This window comes from Paenibacillus sp. GCM10027628, from assembly GCF_042676385.1.
In the GTDB taxonomy this organism is placed as follows: domain Bacteria; phylum Bacillota; class Bacilli; order Paenibacillales; family NBRC-103111; genus Paenibacillus_E.
In genome coordinates this window covers 21695-43983 of record NZ_JBHTHA010000085.1, presented here as the reverse complement: position 1 = coordinate 43983, position 22289 = coordinate 21695, and the positions used below count along the sequence as shown (strand labels likewise).

The following is a 22289-nucleotide window of genomic DNA, read 5'->3' as shown; positions in this document are numbered from 1 at the left end:
GGAAACCGGTTAGGATGAAAGGAGCTTTACACCATGGCAACAGCTACACCAACAAAGCCGGTATTTCCGGCCCAGCACCAGAATCAACAGCCGGGCATTGAGTCGCAAATGAATCCGCGGCCGGTCTTTGAGGATGCCCAATATAAGCCCGCCGGCAAACTGAAAGACAAAGTTGCGCTCATCACCGGAGGTGACAGCGGCATCGGTCGGGCGATTGCGATTGCTTATGCCAAAGAAGGCGCGGATGTCGTTCTCGTGTACTTGAACGAACACGGCGATGCCGAAGAAACGCACCGCCAGGTCGAAGCCGAAGGACGTAAATGCCTCCATGTGGCAGGCGACATCGGAGATGAGAGCTTCTGCAAGCAAATCATTGATCAAGCCGTTAAACAGTTCGGTAAACTGGATATTTTGGTCAACAATGCGGCTGAACAGCATCCACAGGCAAGCATCGAGTACATTACTTCGCAACAGTTGGAGCGAACGTTCCGCACGAATCTGTTCTCTTTGTTTTATTTAACGAAAGCCGCGCTACCCCATCTGAAACAGGGGAGCGCCATTATTAACACGGCCTCCATCACCGCATATCACGGTCATGAACAGTTAATAGACTACGCCTCAACCAAAGGAGCTATCGTTGCGTTCACTCGCTCCCTGTCGCTTCAACTGAATCCGCGGGGCATTCGCGTAAACGGTGTGGCTCCAGGGCCGATCTGGACACCGCTAATCCCTTCAACGTTCGCAGCCGAAGAGGTCGCCGTATTCGGCTCGGATACGCCAATGAAACGTGCGGGACAGCCCAAGGAACTGGCCCCTAGTTATGTCTTCCTCGCTTGCGAGGACTCGTCATACATGGCAGGCCAAATCTTGCATGTAAATGGCGGCACTATCGTGAACGGTTAGCGAAGGGAAACCATATGAACAAAAAAAGAGGCTGTACCTGCAAGGGATTCTTTGATCCGCTTCAGGTACAGCCTTTTTCTCTTATAAGCCTGCTTTTAGCAGCAGCTTCGTCCATTCCCACTTCGTAAACGCCAGCGTTTCACGCGCTTCGTGATAAGGCAAGAAGAGCACTTCCGACTTCGTTAAAGATACGACCGGCTGCTTCAAACCGATCGTTTGGGCGATGTCCAGGGAACGTGAGCCATGAAATTGATGCGTCATGATAATCGAGCTGACCAGCCCCTGCTCGTCCATAATTTGCTTGCTATACAGCAAATTCTCATAAGTACTCGTGGCCCGGGGTTCGAGCAAAATGCGGTTTTGCGGAACTCCTTTTTGAATCAAATAATTACGCATTCCTTCGGCTTCCGTCAGTTTCGAACCATTATGGTCCAGTCCGCCGGAAACGATGAGATGCTGGAATTTCCCCTGCCCGTATAGTTTAACTGCCAGATCGAGACGTTCCTGCAGCCCTGGACTTGGAATGTCTTTGCGCAGCGACGCACCCAGCACGATGCCCACATCTACGCGATCAGGAAGAGCTTGGACGGGAGCTCGCTGAACTTTCCACTGGATAAACACAATCCATCCAACAAATAGCAGGAAAACCACGAGCAGCACTTGGAAAAACCGTCTAAAAAAGCTTAACATCCGTTTTGGCCGACCCGAACGGGTACGGCTTTTCGGTTTACGAGAGATATGACGTTGAATCGAATGTTGTTGCGTTTTCATTGCCCTTCTCCCTTACTCCTCTTTCAGAAACGTACTGACCTGTTCAAATAAAGCGTCGGCATCTTCACTATGGCAGATGAGATGTTTGGACTTTGGATACCAATACAACTCTCTATGGCCTCCTAATTTCCGATAAATATACCTTGCGCTTTGCGGATGGATAACTTGATCTTTCTCCGCTTGCGCGACAAGTGTAGGAACGGTTACTTTCCCTATTTCCGGTTTCAAATGCCGCACCAGCTGTGTGAACTGCCATGTGGCTCGCAGCGGAGTCGTTTTGGCCTTGTGCAAATAATCCTGATCTTGATGCTTCCAGTCCTCCCGTATGACATTCAGCAAACGCGCAGGACTAATATAAATGACAGCTGTGTTCAAAAGCACCAGTTTGCGTACAGGATATCGAACGGCCAAATAGGCGGCGAGCAGACCGCCCATGGAAAACCCGACTAAATCAAACGAACCGTATTGCCTAGTCATTCGTTCTGCATGCTGCTCTGCAGCTACTACCCAATCTTCCCAGCGGGAAGTCTTCAGTTCTTGAACGTCTTCACCGTTCCACGGGAGTTTAGGCAGATCGCAGGGCTGTCCACGCTCCAGTAAATACTGCGCCAATGGCTCCACCTCAAAGGGGCCGCCGGTGAAACCGTGGAACAATAAACAAGGCTGCTTCATACAGGCATCCCTCCCAAAGTGGAATTGGCGCATCTATTTTTCTTTGATCGCAATCGAGTTGATGGTTACTTTTTCTTTCGGCATGCTTGGTGACGAATCGCCGCCTTGCGGATTCATCTGTACAGGTGTATCCGCAATTTTCGCGATCGTTGCCATGCCTTCGTCCGTGACTTTGCCGAAAATCGTATAGTTCGGAATTTTGTTTAGTGAAGCGCTATCTGCACCCGAACAAATGAAGAATTGGCTTCCATTCGTATTCGGGCCGGAATTCGCCATCGCAACGATACCCGGTTCATATTTGTGCGACGTTTTAAGCTCGTCGGCAAATTTGTAGCCTGGACCGCCCATACCCGTTCCGGTCGGGTCCCCGGTTTGAATCATGAATGTTTTGATGATCCGGTGAAACGTGACATTATTGTAAAAGCCTTCTTTGGACAAGAATACAAAGTTGTTCACCGTCTTTGGAGCTTCTTTCGCAAAGAGGTCGATGGTAAAGGTTCCCTTAGATGTCGTTACTTCGGCCTGATACGATTTGTTCGGGTCAATCGTCATGTCAGGAGCCTTACTCCATTGTTTGGACGTACTCGGCGATGCCGCAGCTGATGGAGTTGCAGTAGCTGCGGGAGTTGCAGCTCCGCTTTTCGGAGACGCCGTTCCGCCGGCTGTCTCGGAAGGCTTATTGCCGCAAGCTGAAGCAAGTAAAGTCAGTGCAAGTAGGGTGATGGGGAGCAGCTTCGAATTTTTCCAGTTCATTATTATTTTCATCCTCCGTAAAACGTGTGATGGTATGTAAGCCACACCGCCTAATGGCGGCGTGACAGTCTTTATGGGGTTTTCGGAATTGATACGATTACGCCGTCTTGATTGTTGTCTTGCGTATTGTTTGGATTTGACTTATCAGCGTTGCCTTGAGCCGAGTTGCTTGCCGGAGACGAATTTGGGTTAGGGCTTGGGCTCGCCCCTATCCCCGTCCCCGCATTTCCTTTACCGCCATCCGCAGGCGTAGTCGTCGGTTTCGAACCCGGTGACTGCGATGGCTTAGGAGAATTATGGTCCTTACCATTCCCCGGTGACGGTGATGGCGATCCGGAAGGCGAAGGAGAAGGAGAAATCTGCGCCTGATCCTTAGGGATCTCGACATTCACAACATTCGATTGCGCACCATCTGTATTTGTCTCCAGGTTTATTGGGGTGACATAATACTGGTAAGCTTCACCGCTGCTTACGGTTGTATCGTTAACTTCTGCGTTCGGTGCTTGAATCAGCAGCTTGGCATCAGTCTCCTTCGAGCTTTTGCGGAACAGCTTATAGGCAACTTTATCGCCTTGAGAGGTCCAAGTCAATTTCACTGATTTCGTTTCAGGCAAGTACGTTGCAGCCAAATCCGCAATGCCGCTTGGCGGTTCCGTCAAATCCGGCACACTATCCGGCTTCACAAAATCCGTTACCGGTTTGCCTTCAAGCGCTTTGGACATAACTTCTTTGAAGATCGCGGATGGACTGCCGCTACCGATCGTTACATAATGCTTGGCATCGACTTTATCGAAGCCTTCCCATACGGCAGCCGTCCATTCCGGCGTATAACCGACAAACCAGACGTCGCGGTCGTATTTTTCAATCCCTTTAATATCGAGTCCTGTCGTTCCTGTTTTACCGGCTACAGGACGGTTGAACTTCGCTTTTGTCCCCGTACCGCCAGGTTCCACGACTCCTTGAAGCAGTAATGTCATATAATATGCGGTTTTCGGTTGAATGACTTGCTTCTTCTCCGGTTTGTAGGTGTAAACTTCCTTGCCTTGCGCATCTTCAATTCGCAGAATGGAGTGCGTTTTATTTTGCACGCCTTGGTTAGCGAACGCTGTATAAGCTGTAGCCATTTCCAACGGAGAAACCCCATCCGTAAGACCGCCTAATGCGATAGCAAGGTTGCGATCCTTGTCAGGGTTCAAATTGATACCCAGCTTCTTGGCAAAATCCATGCCCGTCTTCGCACCCATTTGATCCAGCAACCACACAGGAGCCAAGTTGTAAGATTTCTTCACTGCTTCGAACATTGTCACTTGACCATGTGTCGTTCTATCATAGTTGCGGGGTGTATACGTCCCGTTGGCGAAAGAAGTCTGCGTATCGTCCATCATCGAATATGGCGTGTACTTCCCGCTCTCGAGTGCCGGTCCATATGCGGCGATAGGTTTAAACGAAGAACCCGGCTGCCTTTTGGAATAAACGCGGCTAAAGCCTTTAGGTTGATAATCCCTTCCCCCGATCATGGCCACTAAACCGCCGGTTTTGTTATCAACAATGACCATGGAACTCTGGATCTTTTGACCATCCGATGCGTCCTTCTGAAACAGGCTTGCATTCGTATAGGTCGTCTCCATAACCTTCTGAGCTTTCGGATTCATCGTCGTGTAGATTCGATAGCCTTTAGTGAGCAATTCGTCTTCGTCGATGCCAGCTATATCTTCAGCTTCATTAGTCACATAATCAACGAAGGTTGCGTAATCTTTGCTTCCTTGAGCTGCCGAAGCCGGCGGAACATAATCGACTGCAGCCGCTTCAGCGCGTTCAGCTTCCGTAATATATCCCTGATCCGTCATCAATCGAAGGACTACACCTCTACGTTCCTTAGACAAATCCGGATTTTTTAACGGTGAATATTTGGAAGGCGCTTTAGGCAAGGCAGCTAAGGTAGCCATCTCCCAAAGTTTCAAGTCATTGAGATCCGATTTGCCGAAATAGACTTTGGCGGCCGCTTTAATGCCATAAGCATTGTTTCCGAAGAAAATGCGGTTTAAATATTTTTCCATAATTTCATCTTTGCTAAACTTTTGATCCAAGGCAAACGCGATCGACATTTCCGTACCTTTCCGGAATGCCGTTTTCTCCGAGCTCAGAAATACGTTCTTGGCTAACTGCTGCGTAATCGTACTTCCGCCCTCGACTGCGCTCATATGCATGACATCCTTCACAAGGGCGCGTCCGATGGCCCAGAAGTCTACGCCAGAATGCTGTTCGAACCGTCGATCCTCGGTGGCAATAAACGCTTGTTGCAGACGTTCGGGGACGTCCTTGATTTTTACGCTTTCGCGGTTTTCGCCGCCTTTATATACTTTGGCGATCTCGGTTGGCGGAAGATCCTTGCCATTCTTATCTTTGCCATCCTCTTGAGCATAAATAAGCGTTGATTCAGCCGTCGTATTAATTTTATCAATATTTTCATTCAGTATCTTATAACCACTCATAATGACGATAATGTAAACGCCCATCGCACAAATAACGGCTAATATCGCTGCAATAATGGATCCGAAAATAAGTTTGCGAGCATTGAATCGTTTCTTCTTTGAACCTTTGTTGTTGCCTTGCGGCTTCGTATTCGTTGGTTTCGCCAAATCCACCGACTCCCTTGTTGTTCATTCTCTAGGTCTTACCAACAAAAGAACAACCTTATAATCAAGGTTGCTCCAATCGTTTCTATTCGGTTAGACGGTCTTACAAAATAAAAAGTTGCAAAAACATCCTGGAAACGGATTATTCCGACGTTTCTGCCGCTGCCATCAGCGACACGGATCTTTGCGGTGTAAACGTGGAAATGGCGTGTTTATACACCATTTGCTGACGGCCTTCACTGTCAATAATGATCGTGAAGTTATCGAAGGCGCGAATAAGTCCTCTGATTTGAAACCCATTAGTCAAGTAAACCGTTACGGGAATGCTTTCTTTGCGGAGCTGATTGAGAAAATTGTCTTGGATATTAATGGATTTGTTCATCAGTTGGTCCCCCTTAATGGAATGAAACGTTCGCCCTTCGGCGCTATTTTCAATGGTCATTGTTGTTGATTATATTCAATTTTTTGTACAAACTTTCCTGCTATTATATCACTAATAATTTGGAAATGCGCAGAAAAATTTGCTGAATCCGTCACATCCACCCAATGAATGTCTTTCATATGCCTGAACCAGGAAAGCTGCCGCTTGGCAAACCGGCGTGTATCGCGTTTAAGAAGCGTAACAGCTTCCTGAAGAGAGAGCTCGCCATCCAAATAACGTACGATCTCTTTGTAGCCCAAGGCTTGCATGGAAATCGCCTGTTTGGGGCATCCCGAAGCGAGGATCGACTGAACTTCTTCGATCAGCCCTTCATCCATCATGATGTCGATCCGCTCTTCAATGCGCTTATAGAGCAATGCGCGGTCCATCGTCAAACCGATGATACATAGTTCGTAAGGCGATTCTTTTTTCTGGGCAGCCAAATGCGCTGAAAAGGTTTGACCGGAGACATGATGCACTTCCAGCGCCCGAATCACGCGGCGACGATCATTGGCATGAAGCCGGTCCGCGCTTTCCCGATCGATATCACGCAGTTTCTGATGCAGCGCTTCATCCCCATGCTGAACTGCATAAGCCTCCTGTTCATTGCGGAACGCTTCGTCCATACCGACGTCTGTAAATTGGTAATTGTAACAGACCGACTCGATGTAAAGCCCTGTTCCTCCAACGATAAAAGGCAGCTTTCCCCTTGCGTGAATATCTGAAATAAGATCGCGCACGCGCTCCTGAAACTCAGCGGCGGAGAAGGGATAAGACGGATCGTGAATATCGATCAAATGATGCGGAACGAGCGCTTGCTCCGCCTTGCTCGCTTTGGCCGTGCCAATGTCCATACCGCGATAAACTTGCATGGAATCGCCGGAAATAATTTCACATTGAAAATGCCGGGCGATGTCCAGACTCAGCTTTGTTTTGCCAACGGCTGTAGGCCCAAGAAGTACGAGTAATTTCGGCTTGGCCGGCGTTTCTAACACAGTCGAATCACTCCATAAGTTGTTTTCGTTGCCCCGCGAAGGACATGTTCGAACCCTAGACGGGCGAACTCCTTGCTGTCTCTATGCTCCTTGAGCACAATACTTTTGCGTGCAACACGCCTTGCTTCAGCGATGGCCTCCAAACTAACGGCTTCAGCATTCGCATTTTGCCTGAGCGGTGAAATCGAGCTGGATTCCTCGATCGGATTCCGGAACATCGGATCGAAGTAAACGATGTCCACGCTTTTCGCTTCCAACTGCTGCAAATAATCGTAATGCCGGATCTGCCTGACCACAATTCGCCTCATGGCCTCATTCAGTTCAGGGATCTCCGATTCATAGACGGACAAACCTTCCTGAATCAGCATCGCGGGAATTTTCTCGCTTTCGAGCGCAGTGACACTCCCTGCTGTGCCTACTGCAAACGAGAAAACGATCGCATCCGACGCGAGTCCTGCCGTACAATCGACGACAGCGTCTCCCCTGGCTGCCCCTGATGCTTCGAGAAGCAGATCCGATTCGCCTCTTAGCAGCCGTTTGATGCGCACAAGCGCCATGCTCGGATGAAAAAAATGTGCAGGGGTATCTCCTTCATAGTACCTGATCTCTTCCTTCGTCACAAGCAGAAGCGAATGGTCTGCATAATTTTTCCTGACATGCTGCAAGGAATCTCTTCGCCGGGGCACCAATCGGCCGCCGTAACGGGCAGCAAGTCGACTTGCTTTGTCCACCAATTCAGCAGACGGGTTATAAGAAGTTGTGACTAACACGGGATTACATCACTCGCTTAAACATTTTTTCAAGCTCATAGGTGGTAAAACTGACGACAATAGGCCGCCCGTGCGGACATGTGTAAGGATTGCGGCAGCCTGCAAGCCGATCGATCAGCGTTTCCATTTCCAGGATGCTGAGGCTCTGATTGGCTTTAATTGAAGCTTTGCAAGAACACATAATGGCCGCTTTCTCTCTTAGCTTGGCAATATCTACCGTCTTTTTCTCGCCGAGCACCCACTCGCACATTTCTTCGACAATCCCTTTCTCTTCCCCGCCCGGGAACCAATGCGGATGGGCACGGACGATGAAGGTATTGCCGCCAAATGCTTCCAGGTAAACGCCCGCTTGCTCGAACAGAGACAGCTTATCCTCGATAATACCGGCTTCGGACGGTGTAAACTCCAGCGTGATCGGAACGAGCAATTCTTGGCTCGCCTCAGCAGGATTGCCAAATCGCTCATAATAATATTCATAGTTGATCCGCTCGTGGGCGGCATGCTGATCGATGAGATACAATCCCGTCTCATTTTGCGCGACCAAGTAGGTGCCATGCATTTGACCAATAGGATCTAACCTTGGAAAAGAAGGAAGCTTTGGCGCATCGCTTTCCTCCCCTGTAGGCAGCAGCTCCATGAAGGCTTCGTTCGCTTTGCGCTGTTGTTGGATAGATGCGCTCCGGTTGTTGCCGGATGCATAAGTATTCGATTGCGGCGCAGAAGTTGGACGCGTTGATGTATACGAAGCAGATTCGAAGCTGCGTGGACGAGCTTGCTCATCTTCTCTTACTGGATAAACTGGTAATGCCTCTTTAACTTGCAAACCCTGAAAGCGTTCCGAATTTGGCGAGCCTTGGGCGGCAGGAGCTGTGAATGGCGCAGGTGGCAGCTCAACGGACCCTGTTTGCTTCGACGATGCCGTCTGGGATAAAGTTGAAACCCGTTCTTCTCGCGTAGGGACAGGATCCACAGCACGCGTGAGTTCCAGCTGCTCCTGTATGTAAGCTCCCTTTGGAGTCGAAGGCTTATTTCCTTGAGGAATTAATACCTGTTTACCCAAGATACGCTTTACTTCCGATTCGATCAACGCCGTTAGCTCAGTCTCTTTACTGAAGCGAACTTCGAGCTTGGCAGGGTGCACATTCACATCAACCAGTGAAGGGTCCATTGCAATTTGCAGCACGGCCACCGGGAAGCGGTTGATCGGCAGCAGCGTATGATACCCTTGCAGAAGCGCCTGATTGAGCGCAAAATTGCGCACATAGCGGCCATTCACTATGGTCGAAACCGCACTCCGGTTCGCTCGGGTCATCTCCGGCTTCGCGATGAAGCCCGAAATTGTATAATCCAGGCTTTCCGCCTGGATCGGCAGCATTTGCTTGCCAACTGCTGTCCCATAGATGCCGGCGATGACTTGCAGCAAATCTCCGTTGCCAAGCGTCTGCAGGAGCAGGTTGCCATTGTGTTTGAGCGAGAACGCGATTCCCGGATGGGCAAGCGCCAGCCTGTACAAATAGTCGGAAATGTGACCGAGTTCCGTCTGGATCGTTTTCATATATTTGAGACGTGCCGGTGTATTGAAAAATAGCTCCCTCACCGTTACTTCCGTTCCGCGAGAAGCAGCGGTTTCTTCCACCGTACGGATGGTCCCGCCTTCGATGGCAATCTTGCGGCCGAGACCATCGCTAGTCGAGCTGGTCACACACTCCAGACGTGAAACGGAAGCAATACTCGGCAGTGCCTCGCCACGAAAACCTAAAGTGCGAATCGAGAATAAATCTTTGCTTGTCGATATTTTGCTCGTCGCATGCCGCTGAAAAGCGAGTTCGCAATCTGCAGGCTCCATCCCGGACCCATTATCGGACACGCGTATGAGCTGTAAACCGCCCTCTTCAATCGTCACGTCAATCCGGGTGCTTCCCGCATCTACAGAGTTCTCGACAAGCTCTTTCACAACGGAGGAAGGGCGTTCCACCACTTCCCCGGCTGCGATTTGGTTGGCGATATGCTCGCTTAAGAGCTGAATTTTACCCATACGCTTAGTTCCCCTTTACAGCACGAATGGAAACATTCTCTCCTTGGTCATTGACTTTCAACTGTGGGAAGTAGTCATCGAACAGACTGACATTCACATAGCTCGTTCCGTTATCGATGATCAGCTTGCCCTCTTCAGCAGGAATAGCGTGAGTGCCTTTTGCATCGGAAATATCGACCGTATGATTAGCGTCATTCCAAGTAATCGTAGCGCCAACCAGCGCTGCTAACGCGCGAGTGTTCGCGTACAATTGTCCATTCTCATGGAACGTTCCGAGCACACTACCCATCTCGACGCCATTATACGTAATATTGTGCTTTGTAATTTCCACATCGATATCGGAGATCCCGGATAAATGAAGTGCTGTAATCAGCTGCGCTGCTGCTCCGTCAACTTTCACATCCGGCGTAATGCCGACTTTATTCACTTTGCGCATCTTCGGCGTCAAATACTCTTCAATGGTTACTTTCAGCGCGGAGCCCCCGTCCAGCTGATAAATCTGCTGCACGCTGCCTTTGCCAAAAGTTTGCACGCCTATCACTTTGGCCACGTTGTAATCCTGCAGAGCCCCGGACAATACTTCCGAAGCGCTGGCGCTGTTTTCATTGGCTAAAATATACACGGGAACAGACAGCTCCGCTCCTCCGGTAATCGGAACAGGCTCATCGATGCCGTTCCGGTCTTTCGTATGAATCAGAACGCCCTCTTTAACAAAGTGTTTCGCAATATTTTGCGCGGTGTCAACGAGACCGCCCGGATTGTTGCGCACATCCAGTATCAACGCTTTAAGTCCTTTAGCTTTCAAATCCGCAAGCTGCTTATCGAAATCTTCGTCCGCATCGCTGGAAAAGTCTGTTATTTGGATGTAACCAACGCCATTTACAAAGGATTTGTTATACACTGCAGGCACTTTCACGGCTTTACGAGTGATTTCAAATGTCAATTCTTTGCCGCCGCGCAGTACGGTAATTTTCGTCTTGGAACCGGCTTCGCCAATAATTTTGTTTCTGGCTGAGTCTGTCGATTTAGGGTCAACTGCTGCTCCGTCTACGGCAATAATGTAATCGTCACGCTGTAAGCCGGCGCTTTCAGCCGCAGAACCTGCGAACACTTCGCTTATATAGATTCCTTTATCGTCGAGGCCTATGCGAGCGCCCATTCCAACATAATTATTTTCCAAAGAATTAGTAAATTGGCCGTATTCATCTTTGCTGAAAAAGACGGTGTATGGGTCTTTGAGTCCCTCCACCATCTGTTTGATGGATTGGTTCGCGAGCGCTTCCTCGGTTACACCGCTGACATGAAGCTTACCGATAATTTCTCTGACTTGTTGAGTTTGCAAATCTTCCTGGGCCATCGCGCTGGCCGGCAGCACTATCATGAGGGCGGAGGCAAGTGCCAATGTTACTTTCATAGATCTCAATTTCGTCGGTCGTTTCATGCTTGTCTCTCCCCTTAGCATTTTCTTATAGAGCCGCCGTTTATTGCAGCTTCTGTTTCCATTCATACACCAGATTAAGCGCCTGAAGCGGCGTCATGTTGATCAAATCAATGCCCTTCAGCTGGTCGAGTACCAGCTGGGATTTGCCGTCCAGCTTCTTCTTGACGGCGGGGCTGTTCGCGCTGTCCTCCTCGAAGAGGGACAGCTGCTGGATCGCTGCCGCCGACGCAGGGGTGGCGACTGCAGTGGCTTCGGCCTGCCGCGGTTCAAGGGCAGGCCGCTCGATGGCGGCGGCGGTCTGCGCAGCGCCCGCCGCCCGCTCTTCAAACCCATTCAGCAGCTCATAAGAGCGCTGAATGATCGAATCCGGCAGCCCGGCGATCTCGGCACAATAGATGCCGTAGCTCGTACTCGCTGCCCCGCGGATCAGCTTGCGCAGGAAAGTGACCTGCCTGCCGCTTTCTTTGACCGCCATGCAATGGTTGCGCAGATGCATGAGGCTCTCTTCCAGATGCGCAAGCTCGTGAAAGTGCGTTGAAACGAGCGTCTTACAGCCGATCCGGTCATGAAGAAACTCGATGACCGCCTGTGCGATTGCCATGCCTTCGCCGGTCGAGGTGCCGCGGCCCAATTCATCAATGATGACGAGACTCTTGCTTGTCGCTTTCTCGGTCATCACTTGAATGTCCATCATCTCGACCATGAATGTGCTCTGCCCGCCGATCAGGTCGTCGGCCGCGCCAATCCGCGTAAAAATCCGATCGATGATCGGGATGCGCGCGGATCTGGCAGGCACGAAACAACCGATCTGCGCCATTAGGCAGATCACAGCCACCTGCCGCATGTAGGTGGATTTACCGGCCATATTCGGACCGGTAATGAGCAAAATGCGGCCTTGCTCCTCTTCCAGACTCGTTTCATTCGCGATGAATGAACCGTCTTGAATGACCGCCTCGACGACCGGATGGCGGCCTTCTTCGATGAGGAGATCGAAGCTTTCGCCGATCTCCGGCTTGTGGTAGTGCTGTGCTGCGCTCACCGCGGCCAGCGACTGATATACATCGGCGGTGGCAATGACTTCCGCCAGCTTTTGCAATCTGGAAATATGCTGGGAAATCCGGTCGCGAAGCTCGGTAAACAGCTCATATTCCAGATCGACCATTTTATCCTGCGCTTCGAGAATGAGCGCTTCTTTCTCTTTGAGCTCCGGCGTCACATACCGCTCCGCGTTCGCGAGAGTCTGTTTGCGCTCGTAGCGGCCTTCAGGCAGCGAAGCCATATTCGCTTTAGTCACTTCGATAAAGTAGCCGAACACTTTGTTGTAGCCGATTTTCAGCGACTTGATGCCTGTTGCTTCTCGTTCCTGCCGTTCCAGCTCGGCGATCCATTGTTTGCCGTTCGTACTCGCTTCGCGAAGCTGATCGAGATACGGCTGGTAACCAACACGAATCATGCCACCGTCCCGGATCGAGACAGGGGGCTCGTCCACAATGGCGCTTGCAATCCACGACATAACGTCTTCGCAGGCGTCCATATCCTGAACAAGCTTGCGGAGCGTCTCCGAACCGGATGTGGCGCATACTTCCTGGAGCAAAGGAACTTGCTGCAAGGAATGCTTGAGCGCAACCATATCGCGCGCATTGGCATTCCCATATGAGATGCGGGCAACCAACCGCTCGAGGTCATACACTTCCTTGAGCGCCTGTTTCACATCTTCTCGGACGATGAACTGGTTATATAGCAGTTCCACTGCTTCCTGCCGCTCTTGAATGCGGGATACGCTCATCAGCGGTTTCTCGATCCAGCGGCGCAGCATGCGTGCGCCCATCGCGGTTACGGTTTTATCAAGCAACCAAAGCAGCGAACCTTTTTTCGCGCGCTCGCGAACCGTTTCCACCAACTCCAAATTTCTGCGGGTGAAAGGGTCCATTGTCATAAATTGATCGGGCTGGTACACCCGGATATGTTTGACATGGGTTAAGGCTCTTTTTTGCGTTTCTTTCAAATACGCGAGCAGGAGCGCGACCCCTTGGCGGTTTAAGCCGGACAATGAAGGCAGCGCTTCATCCTCGGCAAAATGCTCGGCCAGCAGCTTTTCGTCCGCTTGCGTCCACTCAGTCATGACCGTGTTGCGACTCCAAGCGGAACTCGTCTCGCGGATTGTAGCCAGTAACTGCTTGTCCGTAATAATCTCGGAAGGACTGTATACATTCAGCTCATCCATGACAAGCTCCCAGGAATCAGGCAGCAAGGTCGTATACAATTCGCCGGTAGAGATGTCGCATGCTGTGAATGCATAGCCCTCTTCCTTATTCACGAGCGATACAATATAGTTGTTGCTAGTTTCACCTAGCAGCTTACTGTCCATGACCGTGCCCGGCGTCACGATGCGGACGATCTCACGGCGCACAACGCCTTTGGCTTCGGATGGATCCTCTACCTGCTCGCAAATCGCGACTTTGTAACCTTTTTCAATCAGCCGCGACATGTAATTGTCCGCTGAATGGTAAGGTACGCCGCACATCGGAATTCGCTCTTCCGCGCCGCCCTCACGGCCGGTTAAAGTAATCTCCAACTCTCGCGACGCGTTAATCGCATCCTCGAAAAACATTTCATAGAAATCACCCAGACGAAAAAATAAAAAAGCGTCCGGGACTTGCGCCTTCACGGCCAAGTATTGCTGAATCATCGGCGTATATTGGGCCATAATCCTCTTCGTTCCTCCAACAAAACGTATGTTCGTCTACGAATCTATCGATCTATCGATCTATGGATCTTTCTTGCATATGTGTAAAAAAAGACTGTCAAGGCTTCGAGGGCTAGCATGTGCATGTAGGAAGCGTTAATGCTGTTTTTCAGCGCTAACATCACAACTTTTGCCATCACCACGGGGTTAACGCTGAAAAACAGGCTTAAACCACCTATTTCCGGCGGCGACGTCGTGAATTCCGGAGTTTAGCGATGTTTTTCAGCGTTAACGTCACGACTTTTGCCATCGCCACGGGGTTAACGCTGAAAAACAGGCTTAATCCCATCCAACTTCCCGAAAGCATTATCCGCTAATTGGAACACCTACTAGAGCCCCATGACCTTGAGCGTATATAAATTCTCTCTATTATAACATGATTTGCGGTTGAATAGCTTCTACGTGATGATAGGGTGCAATTTTCCATGCTTTGCGGATATCCTCCCGTTCGTTCCATGGCTCCATCGTCTCGATGCGCGCCCGCAGCCGCTCCAGTGCGGACGCGTGTAAGCCATATGCTTTCAGCTGCGCAAGCTCGTGCCAGAGTCTGGCGACAATCGGCCGCAGCTCCTGTTTATCCCCCCGATAATAGGCAGCCTGCATATCCGGCTCCTGCAAGGGGCGCCATGGCAGCAGCCAGTAATTATCGGCAATCAGCGCGGCGAGCGCGAAGACGCCGCGTGTAATGTCCGGCGACTGCAGCCAGCTCGGCAGCGTGCGGTATTCGAAACCGCCGTGCGACTTGCGCCGGAAGTCGCCGAGGTAGCCGTACCGAGGGCGGCGGTTCCGCGTCGTCTCGCCCTCGATCAAGATCAAAGGCAGCGCGAGGTAGTTATCGAGCGCGCGCAGAAGATGCCCGTTCAGCCAGCAGCGGCTGAAGTGGATATGTCCGCCGAGTGGGTAGCCGCCCACCGGCATGCCGCCCGAGAGCCACGCGAGGCTCTCGTCGGGAATTGCCCGCGCGGCGAGCTGCATCGTATGATGCAGATTTCTCGCAAGCTCGCGCGGGTCTGCACTTGGCTCCGGCCGCAGCTCCGCTAGCGGCAGGATGAGGCGATGCCCGCTGAGTACGACGGCATCGCAGCCGACGGCGCCGTCCCGCGTGAGGAAGCGGTCGGCGAAGACGACTTTGCCCTGCGGGCTGATCAGCAGGAACTCCGGATCGCTGCCGAGCATTGGGCGCTCCTTGCGGAGGAGCTCCTTCGTGAGCGCTGCATCATAGCGGTCAATGGCCTGCGCGAACAGCAGCGTCAGTTTCCCGTTCAGTTTCGGAACGGGATCTACATCCAGTACTAGCGTATGCCCTGACGGGATCACGCCGACTGTCACAAGCCCATAATCCAGTCCGAGCGCATAGATCGCTTTGACGGCTTCGCGGCTGGCTCTACGCACGTGAAAACTGGCCAGCTCGGGATCCACTTCCCGATAGGCCGTATCGCGAAGCCGCTGTCTTTGATGCTGGAGCGACGGCTCCGCCACCAGCAATGGCTCATTTTTTTCATAGACGGCCAGCGTTTGTAAATGGAAAACAACGACTTTGAACTTATGCGTGAATTGGGGCCGTACACTCGGGTCGCTGAGGTGTGAATCCACTGTCTTGATACCATGAAGACGCAACAGCTCTTCACGTCTAGTCCGTTGCTTTGCTCTTACAATGGATTTGAGCGGCTGCAGCGCCGGCACCCCAGGCAATTCGTCGTGCGCTGCCCCCCAATGGATGACGACTCGGCCTTTCCATCCGTCCGGAAGCGCTGTTCCGCTTGGGATCCGAGTAAGATCTGCGAGCTCCAGCGCTTCTTTTTCCTGTGCATGCAGCAAGAAAGTTTCCATAAGAATGGCTCCTTCACGCCCAATTTATCCTTACAAACAAAAAAGAGGGCGTTTGCCCTCTGACGAACCAAAAACTCCAGCATAGACTGGAGTATAAGGTTCCTTAATCCAATTCATCTTCGAGAAGCTCGGCGTCCAGATCCTCGAAATCTCCATCGCCGCTATCATCGAAGTCCACATGCTTGTCGTCGAAGTCACTGGGGCCGTAAGGACTAACAATGACGTAGACTTTGGTTTCTGCCACCATTTCGACTTGGAACTCCCGTTCCACCCGGATGAGCACGCTGTCGCCGCTAGAAGAGATACTGGCTTCCACACAGTTCGGTTCTTGCGTTGCGACAGCGGATACTTCGGCTGTTGCCGACTTATGTTTTTTGTCCAGATAACTGAGAGGTACGATTTCTACATAAGAAACGGTTTCTTTTGCTACGTCCGTTTTGGTGTTGCGATCGTAAGAATACCAGATGTTGATATCATAAGTACCAACTACTTCTACGCCATCTCCGGATTGGATCGCCTCAAACTGGTTGTTGATGATCCAAGCGCCCAATATACTGGTCGGAGAAAAGGGCGGAGTCACGGTATGACTTACGTGCGAAAATTTGCGACCTTTACCGCAGACAGCTTTGGTGATGATCTCTCTGCTCTGCAAATCTTTATTTAATGACATCCTTTCAACCTCCTCCATACAATCATTCATTACAAGTGTATGCAGGACATTCGTCTAGGGTGACAACTATTTTATTATATTTTTAGTGTTTAAAAAATGTTTTAATTTTGAGAGTCAACCCGTTTCAGGGCGCTGTTTTTTCTGTTTTTTGGCTACGGACAAGTACTGCATCAGCTCCCGATTTAGCTGCAAAATCGCCGATCTGACCTCAAATTCTTGCCTGCTCTCCGGCAGTGGCATCTCTTTGTATCTTTGATCCAGCTCTTGCAACTCTTTCTCTGCGGTGCCTGTATAATAGTCTTCTTTCACCGAATGGCTTAACTCTTCAAAAATAGCTGCAACCAGTTCCCCTTGAGGAAGTGTCTGGTACACCTGCGCCACAAGGCCTATCATCCTTTGAATGGACTCCAGTTGCTCGCCTCGCATATAGAAATAGACCCGCCAATAAGGATCTCCGCCGAAAATAAGCGAATTTTCCATCGATTTTTTGGCAAGCGCTGCACCGCGCTCGATTTCTTCTCCCGCTTCGAGAAGCTCTTTGCCATCCCACACCAGCGTATTGTCGCGCAGATGCTGGGCGATTTTCACGAAAATAACCGAAAACAACGCTTCCACCCTCTGTTTATGGGCAACGATGGTTTTATCCGCTTTTGGCATGTAGGCAATGTTGATCAGCGTAGCCGTTCCTAAGCCGACCAGCAGCAGCTTGATTTCATTTAGAATCGCGAGCGGTGCAATCGTTTCATATGCGTACAGATGGAACATCACGACCGCGCCTGTGACCGTCCCCTCGCTGATGCGAAGCCGATGCAATACCGGAAAAACGATGATTACAAAAAGCCCGACTACCCAGGCATGGAACCCGAACATCCAAAATAGACCGGAGCCGATGATCAAAGCTAACGTCGACGCTGCAATTCGGTGAATCGAGTTTTGAATCCCTTTTTTCTTTGTGACTTCAACGCCAAGTATTGCCAATAGCCCCGCGGACGCCGGCGACTTAATTCCTAATATTTGGGAGAGCACCATGGCGATGATGACGGCAATGGCGGTTTTAAGCACGCGAAAGCCCATCGCGATTTCACCTCTTTACTGGTTTAACCTATGGGCTCATTATTTCATTAATATGCAGTTTGTGGCAAGTCTTAACGATGTTTCGTTATTTTTTTCTCCAGGATAGAGACGGCTTGGTACATGAAAGTGGCTACAACTGCTATGACGATCAGGGTGGAAATGACGAGCGTGAAATTGAATACTTGAAAACCGTAAATGATCAAATACCCAAGTCCGATTTGCGAGACAAGAAACTCGCCCACGATAACGCCAACCCACGCAAGGCCGACGTTGACCTTCAGCGTTGCAACAATCGCGGGAAACGATGCCGGGAGAATGACCTTTTGGAAAACTTTGCGCTTATTTCCGCCAAAGATCTTCACGACCAACACATAATTGGCGTCTACTTCTTTGAAACTGCCATAGACCACGAGTGTTGTAATAATTACGGTTATTGACAGCGTCGTCGCAATGATCGACAGCAACCCCGGACCGAGACCGACGATGAAAAGCGGTCCTAAAGCCACTTTGGGCATACTGTTCAGCACGACGATATAGGGATCAAGCACCCTTGCCAGAAAAGGAGACCACCAGATGATCACAGCAAGCGCCGTTCCGAATAACGTTCCTAAGGCGAAGCCCACAATCGTCTCCAATACGGTTGCGCCAACATGAGGAAGCAGCGAACCGTCAAGCAGTTTATCCCACAGCAACTTGATTACTTTAGTCGGGTAACTGAAGAGCAGCACATCGATCCATTTCAAACGGCCGGCAAGCTCCCATAGGGCAAAGAAAACGACTAAAATAACGAGCTGTACAATCCGCACATAGCCGGTCTCCCTCTTTTTGCCTGAAACAAACTGCCTGTGCACGTTTTGCGAAAGCTCATGTGCGGCAAATGGTTCGGCTGGGTGCGGCACCGGCCCTTTTCTCTCATTCATCCGTGTCGCCTCCGAATTCTTGCCATATGTCCCGGAACAACGTGTGAAAACCTGATTTCTCACGCGCTTCGAAAGGCAGTGGAGCCCGAATTTCATCGGGGATGATAAACTCCTTCCGGAATCGTCCCGGATTCGGCGCCAGCACGATGACGCGATCACTCATCGCGATCGCCTCGGAAATATCGTGCGTGACAAGCAGCGCGGTCTTCTGTTTCGCGCGAAGAGTTTCTACAACCAGATCCTCCAGCTGTAATTTCGTTTGATAATCGAGCGCGGAGAATGGTTCATCCAGCAGCAAAATTTCCGGATCCGTAGCCAAGGTTCGCACGAGTGCAACTCTTTGGCGCATGCCGCCCGAAAGCTGCGAAGGATAGTAATCCTTAAACCGCAGCAGTCCCATTTCATCTAAAAGCTTCTCCACGGCCAGCCTCTTCTCTTCCGTTAAGGAACTTTGAAGCTCGAGGCCCATAGAAGCATTATCCATAATCGTGCGCCATGGAAACAAATAGTCCTGCTGAAGCATATAACCAACGCGCGATGAAGGTCCCAACACCCGCTCTCCGGCCACTTTTACAGTTCCAACGGTAGGCGCGATCAATCCGGCAATGATGGACAACATGGTCGTTTTCCCGCAACCGCTTGGACCGATTAAGCTGACGAATTCACCGCGCCGGACTGCGAAATTCATCTGCCTGATGGCGAGCGTCGCTTGCTGCTCGGTGACATAAACTTGCGTCACGTCTTCCACTGTCACAGCTTCGTTCATGTTCGTGCCTCCTTCCCTATTGTTGACCTTTAGGAAAACTAACTTCGCAGGCTTTTGCCGATGATCTCACCACCGGAAGTCGGCCTACGGTTTAACGTTACTTTTGGCTTTCTCAGCAAAGCTGTTATTGACGAGCTTCTTCCACGCCACTTTTTCCTTAAGTTCCCCTGCGGTCGTCATGACATCGAGCAGATTATTCCATTCTTGTTCGTCGACAATCGGATCTGTGGCAAAAGAACCTTGATCTTTATAGCGTTTGACTACGCTTTTCACAATTTCAATATCGGTATCTTTAAAATAAGGCAGCACCGCGTTTGCGATTTCATCTACACTTTTCGCTTGAACCCAATTTTGTGCCCGTTGAACGGCGTTCGTGAACTTCTGAACCGTACCCGGGTTTTTATCCATAAAACTTTGTTTAGTCATAAAGACGGTATAAGGCAGATGCCCGCTCTCCACGCCGAAGGAAGCCAGCACGTAACCTTTGCCTTCTTTTTCAATGATGGAAGCCTGAGGTTCAAACAGCTGAACGTATTCGCCGGTTCCGGAGGAATAAGCGGAGGTGATATTGGCGAAATCGATGTTTTGAATGAGTTGAAGATCCTTCTGCGGGTTGATGTTATGTTTTTTTAGTGTGAATTCGCCGGCCATTTGCGGCATGCCGCCTTTTCTTTGGCCGAGGAATACCGAGCCTTTGAGCGAATTCCAGTCGAAGTTGTCGACTTTTTTCCGAGAAACCAGGAAAGTGCCATCGGTTTGCGTGAGCTGAGCGAAGTTGATGACAGGATCATCCGAGCCTTGCTGTGATACATAAATCGAAGTTTCCGAGCCGACAAGGGCAACATCAATGCCGCCGGACAACAGTGCTGTCATCGTTTTGTCGCCGCCGGGCGTCGTTGTCAATTCTACGTCCAATCCTTCATCTTTGAAAAATCCTTGCGAAAGCGCCACATACTGAGGCGCATAAAATAGCGAGCGCGTTACTTCGCCGATTCGGACTTTGGTCGTTTCAGCTGTTTTGGTGCCGCATGCCGATGCCAGCAAACTTAGCAATAAAATAACGGATAAAGTCAGCCCCCATCGTTTCCTGTTATTCATAGACGTCCCTCCCATAAAGTAGTAGTGATGTATCCTATGCAGGAGCCCAGAAGACTGTTAATCGTGGATACGGTTACGCCCGCAAAAAACAAACAGCACCCCGCGACGACTTTGCCGCCAAAGGGTGCTGTTCTATATGTTTATGGAACGGATCGGAATTAAATATTGTAAACCGCTTTATACTTTTCTTCCAAATACTGAACCAGGTAGTCCGGATTCAACTCTTCGCCGGTCACTTGCTTGACGATTTCATTAGGCGTCAGCAATTTGCCGTATTGGTAAATCTTTTCCGAAAGCCATTCTTTGATCGGCACCAGATTGCCTTCTTCAATGAGCTTATCGAAGTTCGGGAGTTCTTTACGAAGCGTATTCGTGAATTGTGCAGCGTACATATTGCCCAGTGAGTAGGACGGGAAATAACCGAACGCTCCGCCGGACCAATGCACGTCCTGCAACACGCCTTCACCATCGCTCGTCGGAACGATGCCCAAGTACTCTTCGTACTTGGTGTTCCAAGCTTTGGGCAGATCGGCTACTTCAATCGTGCCGTTGATCAAGCCTTTTTCCAGCTCATAACGAATCATGATGTGGAAGTTATAAGTAAGCTCATCCGCTTCAATCCGGATTAAGGAAGGATGAATGTGGTTGATCGCCCGGTAGAAAGTATCGACATCCACATTGTCCAACTGACCTGCAAATGTCGTTTGCAGCTCGCCATAATAGCGATTCCAGAACTCTCGGCTGCGTCCAATCACATTTTCCCAGAAGCGGGATTGTGATTCATGAATGCCCATCGATGTGCCTGTGCAAAGATTAGTGCCGACTAAATCTTTGGAAATATTTTGTTCATACAGCGCATGACCACCTTCGTGAATCGTGCCGAATAAAGCAAATGTGATGTCATTTGGCTTATAGTTTGTTGTGATGCGAACATCGCCCGGATTCAACGTCGTTGCAAACGGATGTACGGTTTCGTCTAAACGACCCGCTTCAAAGTCATACTGCATTTGTTTCAAAATAGAAAGAGAAAATTGCTTTTGCTTGCTGATTTCAAACTGCTGTTTCAAGAAGGAGCGATCCGGCCGAGTTTCCGAATCTTGAATACGCTGCAAAAGAGGGACAACTTTGTCGCGAAGTGCGCCAAATACTTGATCGAGCTTATCGACTGTCATACCCGGTTCGTACATATCGAGCAGCGTGTTGTATTTATTGCCTTCATAGCCCCATAACTCAATGAATTCTTTGGTAGTGGCTACGATTTTCTCCAGGTAAGGCTGGAACATGGCCCAATCGGATTTATGCTTGGCTTCTTCCCACATCGATTCCGCTTGTGAAGTCAATACGACATAAGCCTGATATTTCTCTGCCGGTATTTTCTTGCTGCGATCGTAATCCTTCTTGCACTCCTGTACCATCTTCCTGGAGATGGCATCCAGTTGGTTCAGCTGCTCAGGTTGAATAAAATAGTCCAGATAAGCGCCCATCTCATCCGATGTTGACATACGGAACACTTCTGTAGAAAGCTCTCCTACCACTTCGGAACGAGTTTCGATCCCTTTTTTCGGAGCTCCGGTGCGCATATCCCAATAAATCAGGGCGATCGCTTCCTCATATTGCTTCATTTTGCGTACATAAGCTTTGAATGAATCTAACTTTGTTTGATTCTCTTGCACACTCACACTCATTTACAGATCTCCTTCCATAAGTTTCTTATTTCATCATACTTTGTCCTCTGATCAGAATCAAATTTATGCGCAAGTGTGCTACAATATAATGCAGAAATTGAAT

At 50.1% G+C, this 22289-nt stretch carries 18 protein-coding genes; 1 reads left to right on the top strand and 17 read right to left on the bottom strand.

The window, feature by feature from the left end; genetic code table 11:
- Positions 1-33 precede the first annotated feature (33 nt).
- Positions 34-903: an SDR family oxidoreductase gene (locus ACFQZT_RS33670; protein ID WP_379307588.1), complete on the top strand. Its 870-nt coding sequence runs from the start codon at positions 34-36 to the stop codon at positions 901-903.
- Between the two features lie 81 nt (positions 904-984).
- Here ACFQZT_RS33670 and ACFQZT_RS33665 read toward each other — a convergent pair whose 3' ends face one another.
- From ACFQZT_RS33665 to ACFQZT_RS33585, 17 genes are all read right to left on the bottom strand, one after another.
- Positions 985-1674, bottom strand: coding sequence for a YdcF family protein (locus tag ACFQZT_RS33665; RefSeq protein ID WP_379307586.1), 690 nt, complete (start codon positions 1672-1674; stop codon positions 985-987).
- Positions 1675-1686: 12 nt separating this feature from the next.
- Positions 1687-2346 (bottom strand): alpha/beta hydrolase, encoded by a 660-nt coding sequence (locus ACFQZT_RS33660; RefSeq protein WP_379307584.1) that lies wholly within the window; start codon positions 2344-2346, stop codon positions 1687-1689.
- 33 nt (positions 2347-2379) lie between these two features.
- A complete protein-coding gene (locus ACFQZT_RS33655; RefSeq protein WP_379307582.1) occupies positions 2380-3099 on the bottom strand; it encodes a peptidylprolyl isomerase in 720 nt (239 codons plus the stop codon).
- A gap of 71 nt (positions 3100-3170) precedes the next feature.
- The gene (locus ACFQZT_RS33650) at positions 3171-5738 is read right to left on the bottom strand and encodes a transglycosylase domain-containing protein (protein ID WP_379307580.1); all 2568 of its coding nucleotides are present in this window, start codon (positions 5736-5738) and stop codon (positions 3171-3173) included.
- A gap of 139 nt (positions 5739-5877) precedes the next feature.
- Positions 5878-6117: an RNA chaperone Hfq gene (gene hfq / locus ACFQZT_RS33645; RefSeq protein WP_379307578.1), complete on the bottom strand. Its 240-nt coding sequence runs from the start codon at positions 6115-6117 to the stop codon at positions 5878-5880.
- A 56-nt stretch (positions 6118-6173) separates the two neighbouring features.
- On the bottom strand, positions 6174-7151 hold the full coding sequence (miaA, locus tag ACFQZT_RS33640; protein ID WP_379307576.1) for a tRNA (adenosine(37)-N6)-dimethylallyltransferase MiaA: 978 nt from the start codon (positions 7149-7151) through the stop codon (positions 6174-6176).
- Positions 7145-7921, bottom strand: coding sequence for a class I SAM-dependent methyltransferase (locus ACFQZT_RS33635; RefSeq protein WP_379307574.1), 777 nt, complete (start codon positions 7919-7921; stop codon positions 7145-7147). Before ACFQZT_RS33635 ends, miaA begins: the two co-directional genes overlap by 7 nt.
- 4 nt (positions 7922-7925) lie before the next feature.
- The gene (gene mutL, locus ACFQZT_RS33630) at positions 7926-9956 is read right to left on the bottom strand and encodes a DNA mismatch repair endonuclease MutL (protein WP_379307572.1); all 2031 of its coding nucleotides are present in this window, start codon (positions 9954-9956) and stop codon (positions 7926-7928) included.
- Positions 9957-9960: 4 nt separating this feature from the next.
- Positions 9961-11397 (bottom strand): S41 family peptidase, encoded by a 1437-nt coding sequence (locus ACFQZT_RS33625; RefSeq protein ID WP_379307570.1) that lies wholly within the window; start codon positions 11395-11397, stop codon positions 9961-9963.
- A gap of 40 nt (positions 11398-11437) precedes the next feature.
- Complete coding sequence (mutS, locus tag ACFQZT_RS33620; protein ID WP_379307568.1) at positions 11438-14104, bottom strand: DNA mismatch repair protein MutS; 2667 nt, start codon at positions 14102-14104, stop codon at positions 11438-11440.
- 408 nt (positions 14105-14512) lie between these two features.
- Positions 14513-15973 (bottom strand): putative amidoligase domain-containing protein, encoded by a 1461-nt coding sequence (locus tag ACFQZT_RS33615; protein WP_379307566.1) that lies wholly within the window; start codon positions 15971-15973, stop codon positions 14513-14515.
- 103 nt (positions 15974-16076) lie between these two features.
- Positions 16077-16643 (bottom strand): outer spore coat protein CotE, encoded by a 567-nt coding sequence (locus ACFQZT_RS33610; RefSeq protein ID WP_379307564.1) that lies wholly within the window; start codon positions 16641-16643, stop codon positions 16077-16079.
- Between the two features lie 114 nt (positions 16644-16757).
- Positions 16758-17717: an aromatic acid exporter family protein gene (locus ACFQZT_RS33605; protein ID WP_379307562.1), complete on the bottom strand. Its 960-nt coding sequence runs from the start codon at positions 17715-17717 to the stop codon at positions 16758-16760.
- A 71-nt stretch (positions 17718-17788) separates the two neighbouring features.
- Positions 17789-18637 (bottom strand): ABC transporter permease, encoded by an 849-nt coding sequence (locus ACFQZT_RS33600; protein ID WP_379307560.1) that lies wholly within the window; start codon positions 18635-18637, stop codon positions 17789-17791.
- On the bottom strand, positions 18630-19403 hold the full coding sequence (locus ACFQZT_RS33595) for an ABC transporter ATP-binding protein (protein ID WP_379307558.1): 774 nt from the start codon (positions 19401-19403) through the stop codon (positions 18630-18632). The genes ACFQZT_RS33600 and ACFQZT_RS33595 overlap by 8 nt, the downstream gene beginning before the upstream one ends.
- An 84-nt stretch (positions 19404-19487) precedes the next feature.
- Positions 19488-20501, bottom strand: coding sequence for an ABC transporter substrate-binding protein (locus ACFQZT_RS33590; protein ID WP_379307555.1), 1014 nt, complete (start codon positions 20499-20501; stop codon positions 19488-19490).
- 158 nt (positions 20502-20659) lie between these two features.
- Complete coding sequence (locus ACFQZT_RS33585) at positions 20660-22186, bottom strand: carboxypeptidase M32 (RefSeq protein WP_379307553.1); 1527 nt, start codon at positions 22184-22186, stop codon at positions 20660-20662.
- Between the last annotated feature and the right edge of the window lie 103 nt (positions 22187-22289).

What these genes read in the sequence shown, in the direction of transcription:
- ACFQZT_RS33670 (WP_379307588.1), top strand. Translation starts at nt 34, where the DNA reads ATGGCAACAGCTACACCAACAAAGCCGGTATTTCCGGCCCAGCACCAG.
- ACFQZT_RS33665 (WP_379307586.1), bottom strand. Translation starts at nt 1,674, where the DNA reads ATGAAAACGCAACAACATTCGATTCAACGTCATATCTCTCGTAAACCG.
- ACFQZT_RS33660 (WP_379307584.1), bottom strand. Translation starts at nt 2,346, where the DNA reads ATGAAGCAGCCTTGTTTATTGTTCCACGGTTTCACCGGCGGCCCCTTT.
- ACFQZT_RS33655 (WP_379307582.1), bottom strand. Translation starts at nt 3,099, where the DNA reads ATGAACTGGAAAAATTCGAAGCTGCTCCCCATCACCCTACTTGCACTG.
- hfq (WP_379307578.1), bottom strand. Translation starts at nt 6,117, where the DNA reads ATGAACAAATCCATTAATATCCAAGACAATTTTCTCAATCAGCTCCGC.
- mutL (WP_379307572.1), bottom strand. Translation starts at nt 9,956, where the DNA reads ATGGGTAAAATTCAGCTCTTAAGCGAGCATATCGCCAACCAAATCGCA.
- ACFQZT_RS33625 (WP_379307570.1), bottom strand. Translation starts at nt 11,397, where the DNA reads ATGAAACGACCGACGAAATTGAGATCTATGAAAGTAACATTGGCACTT.
- mutS (WP_379307568.1), bottom strand. Translation starts at nt 14,104, where the DNA reads ATGGCCCAATATACGCCGATGATTCAGCAATACTTGGCCGTGAAGGCG.
- ACFQZT_RS33615 (WP_379307566.1), bottom strand. Translation starts at nt 15,973, where the DNA reads ATGGAAACTTTCTTGCTGCATGCACAGGAAAAAGAAGCGCTGGAGCTC.
- ACFQZT_RS33610 (WP_379307564.1), bottom strand. Translation starts at nt 16,643, where the DNA reads ATGTCATTAAATAAAGATTTGCAGAGCAGAGAGATCATCACCAAAGCT.
- ACFQZT_RS33605 (WP_379307562.1), bottom strand. Translation starts at nt 17,717, where the DNA reads ATGGGCTTTCGCGTGCTTAAAACCGCCATTGCCGTCATCATCGCCATG.
- ACFQZT_RS33600 (WP_379307560.1), bottom strand. Translation starts at nt 18,637, where the DNA reads ATGAATGAGAGAAAAGGGCCGGTGCCGCACCCAGCCGAACCATTTGCC.
- ACFQZT_RS33595 (WP_379307558.1), bottom strand. Translation starts at nt 19,403, where the DNA reads ATGAACGAAGCTGTGACAGTGGAAGACGTGACGCAAGTTTATGTCACC.
- ACFQZT_RS33590 (WP_379307555.1), bottom strand. Translation starts at nt 20,501, where the DNA reads ATGAATAACAGGAAACGATGGGGGCTGACTTTATCCGTTATTTTATTG.
- ACFQZT_RS33585 (WP_379307553.1), bottom strand. Translation starts at nt 22,186, where the DNA reads ATGAGTGTGAGTGTGCAAGAGAATCAAACAAAGTTAGATTCATTCAAA.